General features: G+C 70.1%; 18 protein-coding genes and 1 pseudogene. 16 read left to right on the plus strand and 3 right to left on the minus strand.

All coding sequences use genetic code 11. The annotated features are described in order from the left end of the window. Positions 1-729 carry a ribonuclease PH gene (rph, locus tag ACE3Q2_RS09695; RefSeq protein WP_231696798.1) on the minus strand — a complete coding sequence of 243 codons (729 nt, stop codon included), beginning with the start codon at positions 727-729 and terminating at the stop codon, positions 1-3. Positions 730-795: 66 nt separating this feature from the next. Between rph and ACE3Q2_RS09700 the strand changes: the two genes are divergently transcribed. The 9 genes from ACE3Q2_RS09700 to ACE3Q2_RS09740 all read left to right on the plus strand — a co-directional run bounded on the left by ACE3Q2_RS09700 (position 796) and on the right by ACE3Q2_RS09740 (position 10327). After that, positions 796-1659, plus strand: coding sequence for a YicC/YloC family endoribonuclease (locus ACE3Q2_RS09700; protein ID WP_374473874.1), 864 nt, complete (start codon positions 796-798; stop codon positions 1657-1659). Further along, on the plus strand, positions 1656-2279 hold the full coding sequence (gene gmk / locus ACE3Q2_RS09705) for a guanylate kinase (protein ID WP_231696796.1): 624 nt from the start codon (positions 1656-1658) through the stop codon (positions 2277-2279). The genes ACE3Q2_RS09700 and gmk overlap by 4 nt, the downstream gene beginning before the upstream one ends. Before the next feature lie 111 nt (positions 2280-2390). After that, positions 2391-2693, plus strand: a complete 303-nt coding sequence (gene rpoZ / locus ACE3Q2_RS09710; protein WP_374473875.1) for a DNA-directed RNA polymerase subunit omega — start codon at positions 2391-2393, stop codon at positions 2691-2693. Positions 2694-2740: 47 nt separating this feature from the next. Continuing rightward, the gene (locus tag ACE3Q2_RS09715; protein WP_231696795.1) at positions 2741-4915 is read left to right on the plus strand and encodes a bifunctional (p)ppGpp synthetase/guanosine-3',5'-bis(diphosphate) 3'-pyrophosphohydrolase; all 2175 of its coding nucleotides are present in this window, start codon (positions 2741-2743) and stop codon (positions 4913-4915) included. 67 nt (positions 4916-4982) lie between these two features. Further along, entirely contained in the window at positions 4983-5366 is a 384-nt protein-coding gene (locus ACE3Q2_RS09720; protein WP_231696794.1) for a RidA family protein, read from the plus strand. Positions 5367-5369: 3 nt separating this feature from the next. Next, on the plus strand, positions 5370-7499 hold the full coding sequence (gene recG, locus ACE3Q2_RS09725) for an ATP-dependent DNA helicase RecG (RefSeq protein WP_231696793.1): 2130 nt from the start codon (positions 5370-5372) through the stop codon (positions 7497-7499). A 34-nt stretch (positions 7500-7533) separates the two neighbouring features. Then, entirely contained in the window at positions 7534-8466 is a 933-nt protein-coding gene (locus ACE3Q2_RS09730; protein ID WP_231696792.1) for a nucleoside hydrolase, read from the plus strand. Positions 8467-8554: 88 nt separating this feature from the next. Beyond that, positions 8555-8797 (plus strand): type B 50S ribosomal protein L31, encoded by a 243-nt coding sequence (locus tag ACE3Q2_RS09735; protein ID WP_043800663.1) that lies wholly within the window; start codon positions 8555-8557, stop codon positions 8795-8797. A gap of 240 nt (positions 8798-9037) precedes the next feature. Further along, a complete protein-coding gene (locus ACE3Q2_RS09740; RefSeq protein ID WP_231696791.1) occupies positions 9038-10327 on the plus strand; it encodes a citrate synthase in 1290 nt (429 codons plus the stop codon). Positions 10328-10388: 61 nt separating this feature from the next. Here ACE3Q2_RS09740 and ACE3Q2_RS09745 read toward each other — a convergent pair whose 3' ends face one another. Further along, the gene (locus ACE3Q2_RS09745; protein WP_231696790.1) at positions 10389-11006 is read right to left on the minus strand and encodes a hypothetical protein; all 618 of its coding nucleotides are present in this window, start codon (positions 11004-11006) and stop codon (positions 10389-10391) included. Further along, positions 10981-13449, minus strand: coding sequence for a penicillin-binding protein 1A (locus ACE3Q2_RS09750; RefSeq protein WP_231696789.1), 2469 nt, complete (start codon positions 13447-13449; stop codon positions 10981-10983). Before ACE3Q2_RS09750 ends, ACE3Q2_RS09745 begins: the two co-directional genes overlap by 26 nt. Before the next feature lie 244 nt (positions 13450-13693). Between ACE3Q2_RS09750 and ACE3Q2_RS09755 the strand changes: the two genes are divergently transcribed. From ACE3Q2_RS09755 to ACE3Q2_RS09785, 7 genes and pseudogenes are all read left to right on the plus strand, one after another. Beyond that, on the plus strand, positions 13694-14752 hold the full coding sequence (locus ACE3Q2_RS09755) for a pilus assembly protein PilM (protein ID WP_043800657.1): 1059 nt from the start codon (positions 13694-13696) through the stop codon (positions 14750-14752). Next, positions 14752-15474 (plus strand): annotated as a pseudogene (locus tag ACE3Q2_RS09760) (PilN domain-containing protein). The gene ACE3Q2_RS09755 and the pseudogene ACE3Q2_RS09760 overlap by 1 nt, the downstream one beginning before the upstream one ends. Continuing rightward, entirely contained in the window at positions 15402-15968 is a 567-nt protein-coding gene (locus tag ACE3Q2_RS09765) for a type 4a pilus biogenesis protein PilO (protein ID WP_374473876.1), read from the plus strand. The pseudogene ACE3Q2_RS09760 and the gene ACE3Q2_RS09765 overlap by 73 nt, the downstream one beginning before the upstream one ends. Positions 15969-15979: 11 nt before the next feature. After that, positions 15980-16492: a pilus assembly protein PilP gene (locus ACE3Q2_RS09770; protein ID WP_374473877.1), complete on the plus strand. Its 513-nt coding sequence runs from the start codon at positions 15980-15982 to the stop codon at positions 16490-16492. 15 nt (positions 16493-16507) lie between these two features. Beyond that, a complete protein-coding gene (gene pilQ, locus ACE3Q2_RS09775) occupies positions 16508-18655 on the plus strand; it encodes a type IV pilus secretin family protein (protein WP_231696785.1) in 2148 nt (715 codons plus the stop codon). Between the two features lie 137 nt (positions 18656-18792). After that, positions 18793-20322 carry an alanine/glycine:cation symporter family protein gene (locus ACE3Q2_RS09780; protein WP_374473880.1) on the plus strand — a complete coding sequence of 510 codons (1530 nt, stop codon included), beginning with the start codon at positions 18793-18795 and terminating at the stop codon, positions 20320-20322. A 4-nt stretch (positions 20323-20326) separates the two neighbouring features. Then, positions 20327-21604: a dicarboxylate/amino acid:cation symporter gene (locus ACE3Q2_RS09785; RefSeq protein WP_374473878.1), complete on the plus strand. Its 1278-nt coding sequence runs from the start codon at positions 20327-20329 to the stop codon at positions 21602-21604. The last annotated feature ends 10 nt before the right edge of the window (positions 21605-21614 follow it).

Genomic DNA, 21614 nt, shown 5'->3' on the forward strand with positions numbered 1-21614 from the left:
TCAGCCGGCGAGCGCGGCGCGCTGGAGGGCGATCAGTTCGTTGACGCCCTTGCCGGCGAGTTCGAGCAGGGCGTCGAGCTCCTCCCGGCGGAAGGCGTGGCCCTCGGCCGTGCCCTGGAGTTCGATGAAGCCGCCGCCGTCGTTCATCACCACGTTCATGTCGGTGTCGCAGCCGCTGTCCTCGCGGTAGTCGAGGTCGAGCACGGGCGTGCCCTGCCAGATGCCGACCGAGACCGCGGCGACGGCGCCGAGGATGGGGTCGCGGGTGATTTCGCCGCGCGCCCTGAGCCAGGACACCGCGTCGCACAGCGCCACGTAGGCGCCGGTGATGGCGGCGCAGCGGGTGCCGCCGTCGGCCTGCAGCACGTCGCAGTCGAGCGTGATGGTGCGTTCGCCCAGGGCCTTGCGGTCCACGCAGGCGCGCAGCGAACGGCCCACCAGGCGCTGGATTTCCAGGGTGCGGCCGCCCTGCTTGCCGCGCGAGGCCTCGCGGTCGTTGCGGGTGTTGGTGGCGCGCGGGAGCATGCCGTATTCGGCCGTCACCCAGCCTTCGCCCTTGCCGCGCAGGAAACCCGGCGCCTTGTTGTCGATGCTGGCGGTGCACAGCACCCGGGTGTCGCCGAAGCTGACCAGTACCGAGCCTTCGGCGTGCTTGGTGTAGTGGCGCTCGATGCGGACCTCGCGCAGTTCGTCGTGGGCGCGGCCGCTGGGGCGGTTGGAGCTGGTCATCGGGTGGGTCCGGCAATCTTCGGCCGGCTAGATTACCATTCGGGCTCCCAGCCACCGGGCCCGCCCATGATCCGCAGCATGACCGCCTTCGCCGCCTGCGAGCGCGCCGCCACCGGCGGCCAGCTGGCCTGCGAGCTGCGCGCCGTGAACCACCGCTTCCACGAGCTGGGCATCCGCGCCCCCGAGGAGCTGCGGGCGATCGAGCCGGCGCTGCGCGAGCGCGTGGCGGCGAAGGTGTCGCGCGGCAAGATCGACCTGGTGCTGCGCTTCCGTCCGGCCGCCGGCGCCCGCGCCGAGCTGCGACTGAACCAGCCGCTGCTCGAACAGCTGGCCGAGGCCGCCCAGGCCGCCGACATGCGCTTCCCGGGCCTGCGCACCGACTTCACCGAGCTGCTGCGCTACCCCGGCGTGGTCGAGGAGGAGGCGCTGGACCAGGCCGGCCTGCAGGCCGAGGCCCTGGCCCTGCTCGACGCCACGCTGGCCGAGTTCGTCGCCGCGCGCGAGCGCGAGGGCGCCAAGCTGGCCGCGGTGATGCGCGAGCGCATCGACGGCATCGAGCGCATCACCGTGCAGGTGCGCGAATGGCTGCCCGAGATCCGCGCCGCCCTGCGCGCCAAGCTGGACGCGAAGCTGGCCGACCTCAAGCTGCCGCTCGAGCCCGGCCGGCTGGAGCAGGAAGTGGTGCTGAACCTGCAGAAGATCGACGTGGACGAGGAGCTCGACCGCCTCGCCAGCCACGTCGCCGAAGCCCGGCGCGTGCTGTCGCTGCCGGAAGCGGTGGGCCGCCGGCTCGACTTCCTGATGCAGGAATTCAACCGCGAGGCCAACACCCTGGGTTCGAAGTCGGTGGACAGCCGCACCACCCAGGCCGCGGTCGAGCTGAAGGTGCTGATCGAACAGCTCCGCGAACAGGTGCAGAACCTCGAATGAACACCACTCCGCGCGGCACCCTGTTCATCGTCGCCGCGCCCTCGGGCGCGGGCAAGTCGAGCCTGGTCAACGCCGTGCTGGCGCGCGAGCCGGGCATCGCCCTGTCCATCTCCTTCACCTCGCGCGGCCCCCGGCCGGGCGAGCGCCACGCCCAGCACTACCATTTCGTCTCCCGCGAGGAGTTCGAGCGCATGGTCGCGGCGGGCGATTTCTTCGAACACGCCCTGGTGCACGGCGACTACAAGGGCACGGCCCGGCAGTCGGTGGAGCCGCAGCTGGCGGCCGGCAAGGACGTGCTGCTGGAGATCGACTGGCAGGGCGCCCGCCAGGTGCGGGAGAAGATGCCCGACGCGGTGAGCGTGTTCATCCTGCCGCCGTCCAAGGACGCGCTCGAGACCCGCATGCGCAACCGCGGCCAGGACAGCGAGGAAACCATCGCCCGGCGCCTGGCGGCGGCCCGGGAGGAGATGTCGCACTACGACGAGTTCGACTACGTCATCGTCAACGAGCACTTCGACGCCGCCGCGGCCGAACTCCGGGCCATCTTCGTGGCCCACCGCCTGCGCCGGGCCGCCCAGGCGGCGCGCCACGCCGGGCTGATCCGCGACCTGCTGGCCTGAAGCCGGGCCGGATTTGCGTGGGCCCAGCCCCGGGCGTACAATGCGCGGTTCGCGTAACCCATTGATTTTCCGTGGATGCCCTGGCCGGGCAGCCGCGGTCGAGGAGATCCCATGGCCCGCATCACCGTGGAAGACTGCCTGTCCGTCGTGGACAACCGCTTCGAGCTGGTCCTGATGGCGTCCAAGCGCGCCCGCCAGCTGGCCAAGGGCGTGGACCCGGCCCTGGACAACAGCGAGAACCAGGACAAGCCCACCGTGCTGGCACTGCGCGAGATCGCGGCCCGCAAGGTTGACCAGGCCATGATCGACGAGGTCGAGAAGGCCGAGCGCGAGCGCGCCGAGCGCGAGGCCCTGGAGTGGGCCGCCGCCGAGGTCGTGGATGACGACCTTTCCAAGGGCGGCGACGACCTGTAACGCCCCCCGGCATTGATGGGTTTCCCGCGGCCGCGTAGGCTGCGGGCATGTCTTCCTTCTCCAAGCCACGACTGGCGGAATCGCCCTGCCCGGACCCCTGTCCGGACGCCGTGGCCCTGCTCGAGCGCAAGCTCGGCGACTACCTGCCGGCGGACCAGGTCCAGCGCGTCCGCCGCGCCTACGAGGTCGGCGCCCGCGCCCACGAGGGCCAGCTGCGCAAGAGCGGCGAGCCCTACATCACCCACCCGATCGCCGTCGCCGGCATCCTGGCCGAACTGCGCCTGGACGCCGAGACGCTCTGCGCCGCCATCCTGCACGACGCGCTCGAGGACACGCCGCTGCCGCGCAGCGAGATCGAGCGCGAGTTCAGCCCGACCGTGGCCGAGCTGGTGGACGGCGTCACCAAGCTCGACAAGCTGCACTTCCGCGACCGCCAGGAAGCCGCCGCCGAAAGCTTCCGCAAGATGATGCTTGCGATGGCGCGCGACCTGCGCGTCATCCTGATCAAGCTGGCCGACCGCCTGCACAACATGCGCACGCTCGATTCGATGGCCGCGGAGTCGCGCCGCCGCATCGCCCGCGAGACGCTCGAGATCTACGCGCCCATCGCCCAGCGCCTGGGCATGAACAAGATCAAGGCCGAGCTGCAGGACCTTGGCTTCCGCGCGCTCTACCCGAGGCGCCACGCGGTCATCTCGCGGCGCATCGCCTCGCAGCCAGTGATGCGGCGCGAGGCCCTGGCCACGGTCGAGGCGCAGCTGGCCCAGCGGCTGGCGCAGGAGGCCCTGCCGCACACGCTGGTGAGCCGGGTGAAGTCGCCGTGGAGCATCTACACCAAGATGCGCCAGGAGAACAAAAGCCTGGACCAGGTGCTCGACGTGTTCGGCTTCCGCATCGTGGTGCCGGGCGTGATGCAGTGCTACCACGCGCTCGGCGCCGTGCATTCGGTGTACAAGCCGCTCGACGCACGCTTCCGCGACTTCATCGCCATCCCCAAGGCCAACGGCTACCAGAGCCTGCACACCGTGCTGTTCGGCCCGTATGGCGCGCCGGTGGAAGTGCAGATCCGCACCGAGGAAATGGACCTGGTGGCCGAACGCGGCGTGGCCGCGCACTGGCTGTACAAGAGCGCTGGCGCGGGCAGCTCCGCCGCGCAGGCGCGCGCCCAGGACTGGATCCGCAACCTGATGGACACCCAGCAGGCGGCCGGCTCCTCGCTCGAATTCCTGGAGAACGTGAAGGTCGACCTGTTCCCGGACGAGGTCTACCTGTTCACGCCCAAGGGCGACATCATGGCGCTGCCGCGCAACGCCACCACGCTCGATTTCGCCTATGCCGTGCACACCGACGTGGGCAACCACGCCGTCGCCGCGCGCGTGGACAAGAAGCTGGTGCCGCTGCGCACCAAGCTTGCCAGTGGCCAGAGCGTGGAGATCATCACCGCGCCCTCGGCCTCGCCGGGCCCGCAATGGCTCGAGTACGTGGTGTCGAGCAAGGCGCGCACCGCCATCCGCCACTTCCTCAAGCGCCTGGAGCACGAGGACGCCGTGGACCTGGGGCACCGCATGCTCGACCGCGCGCTCGAGGCCATGGAAAGCTCGCTCGACCGCATTCCCGCCGGCCGCATCGACCAGCTGCTGGCCGACCTGCGCTACCGCCGCCTGGAAGAACTGCTGGCCGACATCGCCCTGGGCAACCGCATGCCGGCGCAGGTGGCGCGCATCATGGTGCACGGCCAGGACGAGCTGCCGCTGCCCTCGGCGCCGCTGCCGCCGGTGCCCACCGAGCGCATCATGATCAGCGGCAGCGAGCGCGGCGTGCTCAGCTTCGCCGCCTGCTGCCACCCGATCCCCGGCGACGAGATCATGGGTTACCTCAGCGCCGGCAAGGGCGTGGTGGTGCACCGCGCCGACTGCCCGAACGTGGCCGAGTACCGCAAGTTCCCCGAGCGCTGCGTGCCCATGGCCTGGGACCGCAACGTCGAGGGCGACTACCGCGTCATGCTGCGCATCGAGGTGGAGAACAAGCCCGGCGTGCTGGCCCAGGTGGCGGCGGCGGTGGCCGAGAGCAATTCCAACATCGACGCGGTGGAATACCGCGAGCGCGACCTGACGGTGTCGGTGATGGAGTTCTCGATCGAGGTGCGCCACCGCAAGCACTTGGCCGACGTCATCCGGCGCATCCGCCGCCTGGGCGTGGTGCACGGGGTGCAGCGCGTCTGATCGCGGCTGGCGGGCGGTCGCGTGCCGCTCCTACAATGGCCGTCCACGCCGAACGCCGAGATCCGCCATGCCCCGCCAGCCCATCAGCACCCCGAACGCCCCCGCCGCCATCGGCCCGTATTCGCAGGCCGTGCGCGCCGGCGGCACCGTTTACCTCTCGGGCCAGATCCCGCTCGACCCGGCCACCGGCGAACTGGTGCAGGCCGACATCGCCACCGAGGCGCGGCGCGTGTTCGAGAACCTCAAGGCCGTGTGCGAGGCCGCCGGCGCCTCGCTGGATGATGTCGCGCGCGTCGGCATCTACCTGATCGACATGTCCGACTTCGCCCAGGTCAACGCCGTGATGGCCGACTATTTCCAGGCGCCGTACCCGGCGCGTTCCACCATCGCGGTCTCGGGGCTACCGCGCGGCGCGCGCGTCGAGGTCGACGCCGTGCTGGTCACCGGCTGAGCGATGGCCGGGCCGCCGCGCCGTCGCGGCGCCGGCGCCGCCACGCCGGCCCTGGCCGCGGGCGGCGAAGCCCGCGTGGGCACGCTGCCGGGCGTGGGCCCGAAGGTGGCCGAAAAGCTCGCCGCGCGCGGGCTGGAAACCGTGCAGGACCTCTGGCTGCACCTGCCGTTGCGCTACGAGGACCGCACCCGAATCACCGCCATCGCCGACCTGGTGCCCGGGCAGCCGGCCCAGGTCGAGGCGCGCGTGGTGGCGGTCGAACGCAGCTTCCGCTACCGGCCCCTGCTGCGGGTGGCGGTGGGCGACGAATCCCGCGGCACGCTGGTGCTGCGCTTCTTCCACTTCGGCAAGGCGCAGGTGGCGCAGTTCGTGCCGGGGCGGCGCCTGGTTTGCTACGGCGAGGCGCGTCCGGGCCAGCATGGCCTGGAAATGGTGCACCCCAGCTACCGCCTGCTCGCCGACGATGCCGACGCCACGCCGCGTGATCGCCTCGACCCCGTCTACCCGGCGGTCGAGGGTCTGGGTCCGGCTTCGGTGGCGAAGCTGGTGGGCGAGGCGCTCAGGCGGCTGCCGCCGGCGGATGAGCTGGAACTGCTGCCGGCCGGCCTGCGCGACCGCCTGGGCCTGCCGACCCTGCGCGAGGCGCTGCTGACCGCGCACCGCCCGCCGCCCGACGCCGACCTGGCGCTGTTCTCGGCCGGCCGCCACCCGGCGCAACGCCGGCTGGCGCTGGAGGAACTGCTGGCCCACCACCTCAGCCTGCGCCGCCAGCGCATCGCCCTGCGCGCGCACGGCGCCATGCCGGTGCGGCCCAAGGGCAAGCTGGCCACGGCCCTGCGCAAGCGCCTGGCGTTTGCGCTCACCGGCGCGCAGCAGCGCGTGCTGGAGGAGGTCGCGCGCGACATGGCCCGCCCCGAGCCCATGCTGCGGCTGGTGCAGGGCGACGTGGGCAGCGGCAAGACCGTGGTCGCAGCGCTGGCCGCGGCCAATGCGGTGGAAGCCGGCCGGCAGGTGGCGCTGATGGCGCCCACCGAGCTGCTGGCCGAGCAGCACCTTTCGAATTTCCGCGCCTGGCTCGAGCCGCTGGGCCTGCGCGTGGCCTGGCTGGCCGGCAAGGTCACCGGCAAGGCGCGCGCCGCGGCGCTGGCCGAGATCGCCTCCGGGCAGGCACAGGTCGTGGTGGGCACGCACGCGCTGATGCAGGAGGGCGTGGCCTTCGCCAGCCTGGCGCTGGCCATCGTGGACGAACAGCACCGATTCGGCGTGCACCAGCGCCTGGCGCTGCGCGACAAGGGCCTCTCGGGCAGCCAGGTGCCGCACCAGCTGGTGATGACGGCCACGCCGATCCCGCGCACGCTGGCCATGTCGGCCTACGCCGACCTCGATGTGTCGGTGATCGACGAAATGCCGCCCGGTCGCACCCCGGTGACGACCGTGGCGGTCAGCGGCGAGCGCCGCGCGGAAGTGGTGGAACGCATCCGCGCCGCCTGCGCCGAGGGGCGGCAGGCCTACTGGGTCTGCACGCTCATCGAGGAAAGCGAGGAAGTCGAAGGGCAGGCCGCGCAGAGCACCTACGAGCAGCTCGGCGCCGCCTTGCCCGAGCTTCGCCTCGGCCTGCTGCACGGGCGCATGAAGCCGGCCGAGAAGCAGGCGGTGATGGCGCGCTTCAAGGCCGGCGAGCTCAACCTGCTGGTCGCGACCACCGTGATCGAAGTGGGCGTGGACGTGCCCAACGCCAGCCTGATGATCATCGAGAACGCCGAGCGCCTGGGCCTGGCGCAGCTGCACCAGCTGCGCGGGCGCGTGGGCCGTGGAGCCGCGGCGTCGAGCTGCGTGCTGATGTACAAGCCGCCGCTGTCGGCGCTGGCGCGCGAGCGGCTGGAAGTGATGCGCGCCAGCACCGACGGGTTCCTGATCGCCGAGAAGGACCTGGAGCTGCGCGGCCCGGGCGAATTGCTGGGCACGCGCCAGACCGGCCTGGCCAGCTTCCGCGTCGCCGACCTGGTGCGCGACGCCGACCTGCTGCCCGAAGTGCACCGCGCCGCCGACGCGCTGCTGGCCGAGGCGCCGGCGCTGGCCGAGCGCGTGGTCGCGCGCTGGGTGGGCGGCGCGGCGCGCTTCGCTGGTGCCTGAGCGCGGCGAAGCGCGATTCGGCCATAATCGGCCGATGGACGAACGCATCCCGCTGCTGATAGACACCGACCCGGGCGTGGACGACGCGCTGGCCCTGCTGATGGCCTTCGCCGACACCCGCCACGAGTTGCTGGGCCTGACCATCGCCGCCGGCAATGTGGGCCTGCGCCACACGGTGGCCAATGCGCTCAAGCTTTGCGAAGTGGCCGGCGTGGACGTGCCGGTGTACGCCGGCTGCCCCGTGCCGCTGGTGCACCCGGCGGAAGACGCCGCCTACGTGCACGGCAACGACGGCTTCGGCGACACCGGCTACGAGCCCGCCGCCGCCCGCGCCCAGAACGAGCACGCGGCGCTGGCCATCCTTCGCATCGCGCGCGAGAACGCCGGCAAGCTGCTGCTGGTCACCCTCGGGCCGCTGACCAACCTGGCGCTGGCCCTGCGGCTGGACCCGGAGCTTCCCTCCCGCGTGGGCCGGCTGGTGGTGATGGGTGGCGCGGTGACGGGGCAGGGCAACACTTCGATCCCGGCCGAGTTCAACATCGCCTTCGACCCGGAGGCCGCCGACGTGGTGTTCCGCGCCTTCCCCCGGGCCGAGGTGGTGGACTGGGAGGCGGTGGTCCGGCACGGCTTCCTGCACCGGGACTTCGACAGCTGGCTGGCGGCCGGCGACGGCCGGGCCCGCTTCTACGACGCCATCTCGCGCTACACCCGCGGGTGGTCCGAGGGCCGGCGTGGCGCCCATTTCCACAGCGCCGACGCCCTGGCCATGGCCGTGGCCCTGGAGCCCGGCGGCGTGATGCGGGCCGAAGAGCGCTACCTGGCGGTCGAACTGGAGGGGCGCCTGAGCCGCGGCGCCACCCTGGTGGACTGGCAGCGCCGCACCGGTCGGCCGGAAAACGCCCGGATCCTGCTCGATTACGACCAGGCCCGGTTCGAGGCCCGGATCCGCGCGGCCCTGGGGGCCTGAGCGGCAGGGCGGGGGCGGGCTTGCGGCGACGACCGTTTCCTGCCTATAATTCCGGTCTTTCCCACGAATCCACGGCGGAACTCCAGCCATGAAGGCCGACATCCACCCGAACTACAAGGCAGTCGTCTTCCAGGACCTGTCCTCCGACTTCGCGTTCCTCACCCGTTCGACCCTTTCCAGCAAGGAAACGGTCAAGTGGGAAGACGGCAATGAATACCCGCTGATCAAGATCGACATCAGCTCGGCCTCGCACCCGTTCTACACCGGCAAGCAGAAGGTGATGGACACGGGCGGCCGCGTCGACCGCTTCCGCAAGCGCTACGCCAAGTAAGCGCCGGCCCGGCCCGCCCGGGCACGCGGTTCGCAAGGAAGGCCACCCCCTCGGGTGGCCTTTTGCGTTCCGGGAACCGTACCAAAGTACTGACTTGCATCACTGACTTCGCGGCGGGGCCTATGCGATACTTCCGCGAATGGTGCACGCCCCCCGGGCGGCATCTTCCGCAATGCGTTGCGAGCGCCGCGCCAGAACCTTCCCGGATGCGGCCCGCACATCCCTGAAAGGAGTCAGCCCGTGTCCGACAACAAGAGCGTCGTGCTCAACGCCGCCGGCAAGAACGTCGAGCTTCCCGTCCACCAGGGCACGCTCGGCGCCCCCTGCGTCGACATCACCCGCCTGCCCAAGGAAACGGGCCTGTTCACCTACGACCCCGGCTTCGTGGCGACCGCCAGCTGCCGCAGCGCGGTGACCTACATCGACGGCGACGAGGGCGTGCTGCTGTACCGCGGCTACCCGATCGAACAGCTCGCCAAGCACTCGAACTTCCTCGAGGTCAGCTACCTGCTGATGAACGGCCAGCTGCCGAACACCGAGCAGTTTGCCAAGTTCGAGCACGAAGTCACCCACCACACGATGATGCACGAGGCCTTCAAGGGCTTCCTGGGCGGCTTCCGCCACGACGCGCACCCGATGGCCATGCTCTGCGGCATGATCGGCTCGCTGGCGGCGTTCTACCACGACGACCTCGACCTCGAGGATCCCGAGCAGCGCCGCATGGCGGCCATCCGCCTGCTGGCGAAGGTGCCCACCATCGCCGCCGCCTGCTATCGCTATTCGATCGGCTGGCCGGTGCGCTACCCGCGCAACAACCTCGAGTACGTCGAGCGCTTCCTGCACATGATGTTCGAGGTGCCGAGCGAGCCGCTGCAGCTCAAGCCGGTGGCAGCCAAGGCGCTCGACCTGCTGTTCATCCTGCACGCCGACCACGAGCAGAACGCCTCCACCTCCACGGTGCGCCTGGTCGGCTCCACCGGCGCCAATCCCTACGCCTGCGTCGCCGCCGGCGTGGCCGCGCTCTGGGGCCCGGCGCACGGCGGCGCCAACGAGGCCGTGCTCAAGATGCTGGCCGAGATCGGCCGCCCGGAGGACGTCTCCAAGGCCGTCGACCGCGCCAAGGACAAGAACTCGGGCTTCCGCCTGATGGGCTTCGGCCACCGCGTGTACAAGAACTTCGACCCGCGCGCGACCATCATCCGCGAGATGTGCCACAAGGTGCTCAGCGAGCTCGGCGTGGACGACCCGATGCTGGAAGTGGCGATGCGCCTGGAAGAGGCCGCGCTGAAGGACGAGTACTTCGTGCAGCGCAAGCTCTACCCGAACGTCGACTTCTACTCGGGCATCATCTACAAGGCGCTGGGCATCCCGACCGAAATGTTCACGGTGATGTTCGCCATCGCCCGCACCGCCGGCTGGGTGTCGCACTGGCTCGAGCAGCAGACCGACCCGGAAGCCAAGATCGGCCGTCCGCGCCAGATCTACACGGGTTCGGCCGCGCGCGACTACGTGGGCATGGACAAGCGCTGAGGCGCGGCTCCAACGCCTGACCGGACGCCCCGCCTTGCGCGGGGCGTTCGCGTTTCGGGGCTCAGCCCGCCAGCAGGCGCGCCAGCGCGCCCCGGTTGGCGCGGGCCATGGGCGCGTCGTCGAGTGCATCCAGCGGCCCCTGGCGCTCGGCCAGGCGCGGCAGCACCACCAGTTCGAAGGGCAGGCCGTCGGCTTCGAAATGCCAGGCCGCGCACTCCCGTGCCGGGCCGCGTTCGAGGCGCAGCCGGCGCGACCGCTGCACCGCGGGGATGCCGCGTTCGATCAGCTTGCGCGCCACGGCGTCGGGGTCGTCGGCGTGCAGGTGCAGCTCGATCGCGCTGCGGTCGTCGGCGCTGCCGTCGAGCACCGCCCCGGCCAGGCGCGGCGAAAATTCCGCGAAGAAGTCCATCGCCGCCAGCGCGGCTTCGCGCTGGCGGCGCAGGCGGCCATCGTCGCCGGGGGGTGCGAACAGGCGGCGGTGCGCCGCGAGGGCTTCGCGGATTTCGTCGCCGCTGGGCAGCGAGGCGGGGTCGCGGAAGCCGAGCCGTTCGGCCGCCTTGCGGCGGGCGACCGCCGGGTCGCCGCCTTGCTCGGCCAGCAGCCGGGCCGCCTCGGCGGCGACCCGGAGGCGCCGCTGGCGGGCGCCCGCGGGCTCAGAAGATGTCGAACGCCTCTTCATTGCTCAGCACCGGGTCGAGGTCGAAGCCGGAGGCGCTGATCCGGTCGTAGTCTTCGCTCTTGAAGTAGTCGCGGACCGCGCCCGGGCTGCCTTCCGGCACCAGGCGGCCGGAGCTGCCGTCGACCCAGGCGGTGACCACGCCGGCCGGCACTTCGGGCTCGACCACGGGCACGTCCTTGAGGGCCGTGCGCATGTAGCCGATCCAGATGGGCAGCGCGGCCTTGCCGCCGTATTCGCCGCGGCCGAGGCTGGAGAAGTCGTCCTTGCCGACCCAGACCGTGGTCACCAGGTCGCCGCCGAAGCCGGAGAACCAGGCGTCTCGGTGGTCGTTGGTGGAGCCGGTCTTGCCGCCCAGGTCGTCGCGGCCCAGCACGGTGGCCGCGCGGCCGGTGCCGCGGCGCACGACGTCGCGCATCAGCGAGTGCACCAGGAACGCCGTGCGTTCGTCGATGGCGCGCGGCGCCAGTTCGCCCTCGGGTACCGCCGCGACCTCCGCGGCGGGCGCCTCGGCCCCGGCCGCTTCCGGCGCCGGCGCCGCGGCCTGCGAGGGGCCGAAGTCGAAGCCGTCCACCACCGCCGGGTCGCGCTGGCCGCCCGGCGCGCCGGGCGTGCCCCGGCCCGGGCAGCGGCGGCAGGCGTGCAGCGGCTTGGCCTCGCTCAGCACCTCGCCGTTGCGGTCGAGCACCCTTTCGATGAACCAGGGGTCCACCAGGTAACCGCCATTGGCGAACACCGTGTAGCCGCGGGCGATGGAAATCGGCGTCAGCGAGGACGTGCCCAGCGACATCGACAGGTTCGGCGGCAGGCTTTCCTGGCTGAAGCCGAACTGGGTGATGTAGCGGCTGGCGAAGTCCACGCCGATGGCGTCGAGCAGGCGCACCGACACCAGGTTGCGCGACTGCACCATGGCCTCGCGCAGGCGCATCGGGCCGGCGAAGTTGCCGGCGTCGTTCTGCGGCCGCCATACGTTGCCGGCGCGGTCGCGGAAGACCACCGGCGCGTCGAGCACGATGCTGGCCGGCGAGAAGCCACGCTCGAAGGCCGCGGCGTACACGAAGGGCTTGAAGCTCGAGCCCGGCAGGCGCTGCGCCTGGGTGGCGCGGTTGAACTTGTTCAGGCCGAAGCTGAAGCCACCGACCAGGGCGCGCACTGCGCCGTCTTCCGGTTGCAGCGACACCAGGGCGGCCTGTGCGAGCGGCACCTGGGCCAGGCGCAGCTTGCCGGTTTCGGCATCGAGCGCCAGGCGCACCACGTCGCCGCGCTTGAACAGCTGGGCGGGGGCCTTGCCGGTCCAGCGGGTGGCTTCGGCGTCCAGTTCCAGCGCCGTGCCGGCCGCCGTGAGCACCTGGGCCTTGCCGTCGGCCACGCCGGTGACCAGCACGGCCGACAGGCTGCCGACCGTGGGATGGGGCCGCAGGCGCTTGCGCAGGGCGTCCACGGGTTCGTCGGCCGGCAGGTCAAGGTGGGCTTCCGGGCCGCGGTAGCCGTGGCGCCGGTCGTACTCGAGCAGGCCCGCCTGCAGCGAGCGCACGGCCGCCGTCTGGTCCTCGGCGTCGAGCGTCGTGTAGACGCGCAGGCCGCTGGTGGTGGCGTCGGCGCCGTAGCGCTGCTCCATTTCGGCGCGCACCATCTCGGCCACGTAGGGCGCCTCGACCTCCACCTTGGGCTCGTGCGGGCTGGCGTTCATGGGCTCGGCCTGGGCCGCGCGCTCCTCCGCCTCGCTGATCATCCCTTCCTCGCGCATGCGCTGGAGCACGTAGTTGCGCCGGATCAGCGCGCGCTCGGGGTTGATGATGGGGTTGCCGCTGGAGGGAAACTTGGGGATCGAGGCCAGGGTGGCGGCCTCGGCCAGGGTCAGCTGGTCGAGCGACTTGCCGTAGTAATACTCGGCGGCCGCGGCCACGCCGTAGGCGCGGTTACCGAAGAAGCTCTTGTTGAGGTAGAGCTCCAGGATCTCGTCCTTGCCGAGCTCGCGCTCCATCTTCAGCGCCAGGAAGATCTCGGTGATCTTGCGGGTGTAGGAGTATTCGGCGCTCAGGAAGAACTGCCGGGCCACCTGCTGGGTGATGGTGCTGCCACCCGGGACGCGGCGGTCGCTGGTGGTGGCCAGCAGCCAGACGGCGCGGCCGATGCCGCGCCAGTCGACGCCCGGGTGCTCGTAGAAGCGGGCATCCTCGATGGCGATGAAGGTCTGCTTGACCCGTTCGGGCACGTCCTCGATCTCGACCGGGAACCGGCGCGTTTCGCCGATCAGGGCGATCAGCTTGCCGTCCCGGGAATAGATGCTCAGGGGCACCTGGAGCTGGACGTTGCGCAACTCCTGGACGTCCGGCAGGCGGGGGGAGATGAGCCAATACAGGATGCCGATGGCGGCCACGCCCAGCACGGCCAGTCCGGCGAAAAGGATCAGTGCCCGGCGCAGCAGGCGTTTGAATCGGGCCATCCAGGGCCTCTCCCGAGGTTTACATCGACGTGGGGCAAGGAGTATAGAACGTGGCATGGTCGGGCTGCGCCGTGGGGGCGGCCGGTTCCCGGCCCCGATTGCGTCTTGATAGGGAAGCGTGGGGTCGGCCAGGGGACGGCAAGCGGCATCCGGTCCAGGGGGGCATTGCCATTTGGGAATTTTTCGTTATTTAATGTAATGGCGCACCATTCGTGTGTAAGCGCCCGTCGGAAGGGGAGAAACCGTGGGTCTTTTCGGAAATGCCAAGACACCGCTGGTCGGCCTGGACATCAGTTCCACGGCCGTCAAGCTTTTGCAGCTCACCGAGTCCGGCGGGCGGTATCGCGTCGAGCACTACGCGGTTGAGCCCCTGCCTCCCAACGCCGTCGTCGAGAAGAACATCGTCGAGGTGGAAGCCGTCGGCGAGGCCATCAAGCGCGCCGTCGCGCGCTCGGGCACGAAGGCCAAGCACGCCGCGGCCGCGGTCTCGGGCTCCTCGGTGATCACCAAGGTGATCCCCATCCAGGGCGACCTGGACGAGGACGCGCTCGAGGACCAGGTCCAGCTCGAGGCCTCGAACTACATCCCGTACCCGATCGACGAGGTCAGCATCGATTTCGAGGTGATCGGCCCGGTGCCGAACAACCCCGAGATGATCCAGGTGATGCTGGCGGCCTCGCGCACCGAGAACGTCGAGCTGCGCCAGTCCGCGCTCGAGCTCGGCGGCCTCACCGCCAAGGTCATCGACGTCGAGGCCTTCGCGATGGAGAACGCCTTCAAGCTGGTCGCCGACCAGCTGTCGGTGCCCAAGGACGCGATCGTGGCCCTGGTGGACATCGGCGCCACCATGACCACCCTGAACGTGCTGCGCGGCCAGCGCAGCATCTATACCCGCGAGCAGGTCTTCGGCGGCAAGCAGCTCACCGACGAAGTAATGCGCCGCTACGGCCTGAGCTACGACGAGGCGGGCCTGGCCAAGCGCCAGGGCGGCCTGCCGGAGAGCTACGAGGTCGAGGTGCTCGAGCCTTTCAAGGAAGCGCTGGTCCAGCAGGTCAGCCGCCTGCTGCAGTTCTTCTACGCCGGCAGCGACTTCAACCGCGTCGACCAGGTCGTGCTGGCCGGCGGCTGCGCGTCCATCGCCGGCATCGGAAACCTGGTCGAGGAGCAGCTTGGCGTCCCGACCGTCATCGCTAACCCGCTCGCCAACATGGCGCTCGGTCCCCGCGTCCAGGCCCATGCCCTGGCGCAGGACGCCCCCGCGCTCATGATCGCCTGCGGCCTGGCCCTGAGGAGCTTCGACTGATGGCCAGAATCAACCTGCTTCCCTGGCGCGCCGAGCGGCGCAAGCAGCGCCAGAAGGAATTCATGACCATGCTCGGCCTGGCGGCTGCTGCCGGCCTGCTGATCAGCTTCCTGATCGTGATGTACTACAACGGTCAGATCGAGGGCCAGCAGAACCGCAACCAGTACCTTCGTGACCAGATCGCCCTCGTTGACGAGCAGATCAAGGAAATCGAGCAACTGGACAAGAAGAAGGCCAACCTGCTCGCCAGGAAGCAGGTGATCGAAGAGCTTCAGGCCAGCCGCTCCCAGATGGTTCACCTGTTTGACCAGTTGGTGCGGACCATCCCGGAGGGCGTCCGCCTGAGCTCCATCGCCCAGGCCGGACAGTCGCTGACCCTCACCGGCCAGGCGCAGTCCAATGCCCGCGTCAGCTCCTACATGCGGAACCTCGAGGAGTCGGGCTGGATGGCCAACCCCGATCTGTCGATTATCGAGGCCAAGGGCAATGACAAGGGCCTGCCCAATGCCTTCACCCTGAGGGTGACGCTGCAGACGCCGAAGCAGGAAGAGGAAGCGACCGAGGTTGGCGCGGCGGCCGGAGGTGTCCAGTGAGCAGCAAGAAGATCGACCTGCGCAGCCTCGACTTCAACAACACCGGCGCTTGGCCGATGCAGGTCAAGTTTGGCGCCTGCATCCTGCTCTTGGCCGTCATCGTCGGCCTGGCCTGGTACCTGTTCGTGAGCGACCAGCGGCTGACGCTCCAGTCCGAGGAGGCGACGGAGCTGACCCTGCGCGAAGAGTTCCAGGGCAAGCAGGGCCGCGCCGCTAACCTCGAACCGCTCAAGCAGCAACTGGCCCAGATGGAAGTGATGCTGCAGCAGATGCTCCGCCAGTTGCCCAGCAAGAACGAGATGCCCGACCTGATCGTCGACATTTCGCAGACCGCCCTGGCCGCCGGCATCAACAACGAGCTGTTCCAGCCGGGTGCCGAGAGCCAGCGCGAGTTCTACGCCGAAAAGCCGATCCAGCTGCGCATGGTGGGCACCTACCACCAGTTCGGCGCCTTCGTCAGCGGCGTGGCTTCGCTGCCGCGCGTGGTCATCATGACCATGCACGACATCTCGCTGCAGCCGCGTGATGGCAAGGACGGTACCTTGGTCCTGTCGGGCACGGTAAAGACCTATCGCTACCTCGACGACGAGGAATCGAACACCACCGCGGGAGGCGCCAAGTGATGGTCCCGTCCATGACCCGGAACGCCATGAGCGCCCTGCTCGTCGCCGCCGTGGCCCTGTCCCTCTCGGCCTGCACGCGCGGCAGCCGCGACCTCGAGGCCTGGGTGGCCGAGGTCAAGGCGCGCCCGGCGCCGCCGCTGGATCCGCTGCCGGTGATGAAGCAGTTCGAGACCTTCGAATACGCGGCACAGGACCTGCGCGACCCGTTCGCCCAGCCCAGCGCCGACCGCGACGGCGGCAACGCGCTGCGCCCTGATCCGAATCGCCGCAAGGAGGTTCTCGAGGCCTTCCCGCTCGACAGCCTCGACATGGTGGGCACGATCGGCGAGGGCAGTGGCGTGGTCGGCCTCGTGATGGGGCCGGACCGCGTGACGCACCGGGTCCGCTCGGGGAATTACATGGGACTCAACGACGGTCGCATCACCGCGGTGTTCGAAGACCGCATCGAGATTGTCGAACTCGTACCGGATGGGGCAGGTGGCTGGCTGGAACGTCCGGCCAAGATCGCCCTTGAAGACAATTGATTGGGGGAATGCACGATGACCGCGAATAAAACGATCGGCGAGGGGATGGGCACCAAGCGTCGCTGGGTGCTGACCATGGGAGCGCTCGCCGTCGGCCTGGCGACGTCACTGTCCGCCATGGCGGCGAACGTCCTCCAGGACGTGCGCTACGCCTCGGCCCCCGGGGGCAAGGTGGACATCACGCTGCAGTTCGCCGAGCCGGTGGGCGACGTGCAGGCCTTCACCACGGATACGCCCCCGCGCATCGCGGTGGACATCCCCGGGACCACCAACGGGCTCAGCCAGCGCCGGGTCGTCATCGGCAGCGGCGCGACCTCGGCGGTCTCCGCCGTGGAGGCCGGCGGCCGCACCCGCGTGGTCGTGGACCTGTTCCGCCCGGCGGGTTACACCACCCGCAGCGCCGGCAACCTGCTGGTGCTGACGGTTGACGCCGGCGCCCAGCCGAGCAGCCTGGCCACGGGTTCCGACCCGACCAAGAAGGTCGCCTCGGACATCGAGGTCGCCAACATCGACTTCCGCCGCGGCGAGAACGGCTCCGGTCGCGTCATCCTCCGCTTCAGCGGTGACGGCGCCGCCGCCGACATGCGCAACGAGGGTTCGCGCGTGGTGGTCGACGTGGCCAACGCCAGCATTCCCGAGTCGCTGCGCCGCCGCCTCGACGTCACCGACTTCGCCACCCCGGTCCAGAGCCTGGAGCCGAATGCGAACGCCGGCAGCACCCGCCTGGTGATCAACACCAGCGGTGCCTTCGACTCGATGGCCTACCAGACCGGCAACGAGTACGTGATCGAGGTGACGCCCAAGCGCGCCGCGCCGGCCGTCGTGGTCGCCGGTGCTCCCGGCCGCGCCGCGGGCGCCGTCGCTGGCGATGCCGAGGCCAAGCGCTATGCCGGCCGTCCGGTGACCTTCAACTTCCAGGACGTGCCGGTTCGCACCGTCCTGCAGCTGATCGCCGAAGAGTCGGGCCTGAACGTGGTTGCGGCCGACACCGTGCAGGGCAACGTCACCCTGCGCCTGATCAACGTGCCCTGGGACCAGGCGATGGACATCGTGCTGCGCGCCAAGCAGCTCGACAAGCGCCGCGACGGCAACGTCATCTGGGTCGCGCCGCAGAAGGAAATCGCCGACTTCGAGAAGGCCGTGGCCGATGCGCGCATCGCCAACGAAGAGCGCGAGCCGCTCGTCACCGAGTACATTCCCATCAACTACGGCAATGCCGAAGAGATCGCTGCACTGCTGACCGAGAACAGCAAGAACTCCGGTGGCTCCAGTGGTGGCAGCACCGGTGCGATGGTGAAGGGCTTCCTTTCCCCGCGCGGCAGCGTCAGCTACGACAGCCGGACCAATACGCTGCTGCTGATCGACATCCCCAGCAAGGTGGCGGAGATCCGCAACCTGCTGGCTACCCTGGACCGCCCCGTCGACCAGGTTCTCATCGAGGCCCGCATCGTGGTGGCCACCGAGGTGTTCGCCCGCGAGCTGGGTGTGATCTTCGGCGTGCAGGACCGCACCGGCACCCTGGCCAACAGCAACGAGACCACCACCGATTCCGGTTTCGCGGTCAACCTGCCGGCGACCACCCCGGCCGGCGCCCTGAACCTGAGCATCCTGCGCCAGGACATTGCGCTTGAACTCGAACTCTCGGCCCTCGAGGAAGAAGGCCGCGGCGAAGTGGTTTCCAACCCGCGCGTCATCACCGCCAACCAGCGCGAAGCCGTCATCCGCCAGGGTGACGAAGTGGCCTACCTGACCATCCAGCCGGCCACCACGCCGGGTGCGGTCGCCACGGCCACCGTCGAGTTCAAGGAAGTGCTGCTCGAGCTGAAGGTCACCCCGACCATCACCCAGGACGGCCGCGTCTACCTGAACCTCGCGGTGAAGAAGGACGAGGTCAGCGAACTCATCGCGAACCCGGCCGGCGGCTTCATCCCGCAGATCGCCAAGCGCGAGGTCAGCACCGCCGTGCTGATCGACAACGGCCAGACCGTGGTCGTGGGCGGCGTCTACGAGTTCAAGAGCCGCGACGACCTGCGCAAGGTGCCGTTCCTGGGCGACCTGCCGGTGCTCGGCAACCTGTTCAAGAACAAGTCCAAGGGCATGGAGAAGGCCGAGCTGCTCATCTTCGTGACCCCGCGCATCCTGCAGGTGGCGCACAAGGGCTGAAGCCCGCCGTCGGAAACGACAGGCTGACCGGACAGGGCCGCGCAAGCGGCCCTGTTTCGTTTCACGCCGTCGTGAGCCGCCCGCCGGGCAGGCTGTTGTAAGCTGGGGCCGACCCCAAACAGGCTCCCCCGGTGACGATGACGCTGACGCGCCCCGCCGGCGCCCTGGCTGCCCTCGCGGCGTCCGAGGCCGCCGCCGCCCCCACGCTCGACGACCGCATCCAGTCCCTCTTCGGCCCCGTAGCCGATACGCTCTCGGCCTTCGTCTTCGTGGAAGTGCCGCTGCCCGGTGGCCTCAGCGCGCCGCTGGTCGTCCTGTGGCTGGCCGCGGCGGCCTGCCTGTTCACGGTCTACTTCCGCTTCATCAATGTCCGCGGTTTCGCCCACGGCTTCCGCCTGATCCGCGGTGACTACGCCGAGCCGGGCGGCCCCGGCGAGGTCAGCCACTTCCAGGCGCTGACCTCCGCGGTCTCGGGCACGGTCGGCCTGGGCAACATCGCCGGCGTCGCGGTCGCCATCACCGTGGGCGGACCCGGCGCCACCTTCTGGATGATCGTCGCCGGCCTGCTCGGCATGTCCACCAAGTTCGTGGAATGCACCCTGGGCGTCATGTTCCGCCGCCAGAACCCGGATGGGAGCATGTCCGGCGGGCCGATGTACTACCTGCGCGACGGACTGGCCCGGCACCGGCCGGGCCTGGCCGGCTTCGGCCGCGGCCTGGCGGTGTTCTATGCCGCCTGCATCGTCGCCGGCGCCGTGGGCTCCGGCGCGCTGTTCCAGGCCAACCAGACCTTCGCGCAGGTGCTGAACGTGACCGGGGGCGCCGACGGCCCCCTCGCCGGGCGCGGCTGGCTGTTCGGCCTCGTGCTGGCGACGCTGACCGCCATTGTGGTCGTGGGCGGCGTGAAGCGCGTGGGCCAGGTCACGGCGCGCCTCGTGCCCGGCATGGCGCTCATCTACCTGCTGGCCGGCGTGGCGGTGCTGTTCGTGCACGCCGACCGGATCCCCGACGCGCTGGTGGCCATCCTGCGCGGCGCTTTCAGCGGCGAGGCGGCCTATGGCGGTGTCCTGGGCGCGATCATCGTCGGATTCCGCCGCGCCGCCTTCTCGAATGAAGCGGGCCTCGGTTCGGCGGCCATCGCCCACTCGGCGGTGCGCACGCGCGAGCCGGTGACCGAGGGTTTCGTCGCGCTCTGGGAACCCTTCATCGACACCGTGGTGATCTGCACCATGACGGCGCTGATCATCATCGTTTCCGGCGAGTACCTGCACCCGGGCACCGACGGCGTGGCGCTCACCTCCAACGCCTTCGCCTCGGTGTTCGCCTGGTTCCCCTACGTGCTCACCGTGGTGGTGTTCCTGTTCGCCTACTCGACCATGATCACCTGGGCCTACTATGGCTCCAAGGCCATCGGCTACCTCAGCGGGGAATCCACCCTCGCCCAGAACCTGTTCAAGCTGGCCTTCCTGGCCATGACGGTGGTGGGCTGCTCGATGCAGCTCGGCAGCATCGTCGGCATCGCCGACGCGCTGCTGCTGTTGATGTCGGTGCCCAACCTCATCGGCGTCTACCTGCTCATGCCAGTGGTCCGGCGCGAGCTCGAGAGTTACCTGGCGCGCCTGCGCTCGGGCGAGATCCGCCCGGCCGCCGGCCCACGACCGGAGTAAGCCCATGGCCAAGATGTCCCTGCACGCCCGCATGCTGGTCGGCTTCGTCGCCGGTACCAGCCTCGGCCTGGCCGCGAACCTGTTCGCCGCCGACGCCGCCTGGCTCGACGCTCTGGTGCGCTACGTCGCCGACCCGGTGGGCCAGGTGTTCCTGCGCCTGCTGTTCATGCTGGTCATTCCGCTGGTGTTCTCGGCGCTGGTGCTGGGCGTGGTGGAAATCGGCGACCCGAAGTCGCTGGGGCGCATCGGCGGCAAGACCCTGGTGTGGATCCTGGTGGTGACCACGATCGCCGTCGCGATCGGCCTGGTGATGGTCAACCTCATCCAGCCCGGCCGCGGCCTGCCGCCCGAGCTGGGCCAGTCGCTGATCGCCCAGGCCGGCGAGCGCGGCGCCCAGATCGCCGCCGGGCGCGAGGCGGTGTCGGGCATCAGCGTGCTGCTCAACATCGTGCCGCGCAATCCGGTGGAAGCAGCGGCCAGGGGCGACCTGATCGCCGTGATGTTCTTCGCCCTGATGTTCGGCATCGCCGCCACCGTCATCCGCAGCGAGGGCACCCGTGCCTTCGTGGCCACGGTGCAGGGCGTGTACGACATCTGCCTGAAGCTGATCGACTGGGTGATCCGCCTTGCGCCCTACGCCGTGGCCGCGCTGCTGTTCTCGATCACCGCCAAGCTCGGCTTCGACGTGCTGGTGCAGCTGGCGCGCTTCGTGGCCACGGTGCTGCTCGCGCTGGGCATCCACTTCTTCGTGGTGTTCCCGATCCTGCTGCGGGTGCTCGGCGGCATGTCGCCGCGGGCCTTCTTCAAGGGCGCGCAGCCGGCGCTGCTGACTGCCTTCTCCACCTCCTCCTCCAGCGCCACGCTGCCAACCACGCTGAAGGTGACGGAGCAGGGGCTGGGCGTGCCGCGCCGGGTCGCCCGCTTCGTCTGCACGCTGGGCGCCACCGCCAACATGAACGGCACGGCGCTGTTCGAGGGCATCACGGTGCTGTTCCTGGCGCAGTTCTTCGGCGTGGAGCTGGGCTTGCTGCAGCAGGCGCTGGTGCTGGTGATGTGCATCCTCGGCGGCATCGGTGCGGCCGGCGTGCCCGGTGGCTCGCTGCCGGTGATCGCCATGATCCTGGCCCTGTTCGGCATCCCGCCCGAGGGCATCGGCCTGGTGCTGGGCGTGGACCGGCTGCTCGACATGTGCCGCACCGTGGTGAACGTGGGCGGCGACATGGTCGGTTCCGTGGTGATCGGCCGCACGGAGCCGGCCGTCGAGCCGTCCCCGGTGCCGTAACACCCCGGGT

Origin of the sequence: Arenimonas sp., from assembly GCF_041913985.1 — a bacterium.
GTDB lineage: Bacteria > Pseudomonadota > Gammaproteobacteria > Xanthomonadales > Xanthomonadaceae > Arenimonas.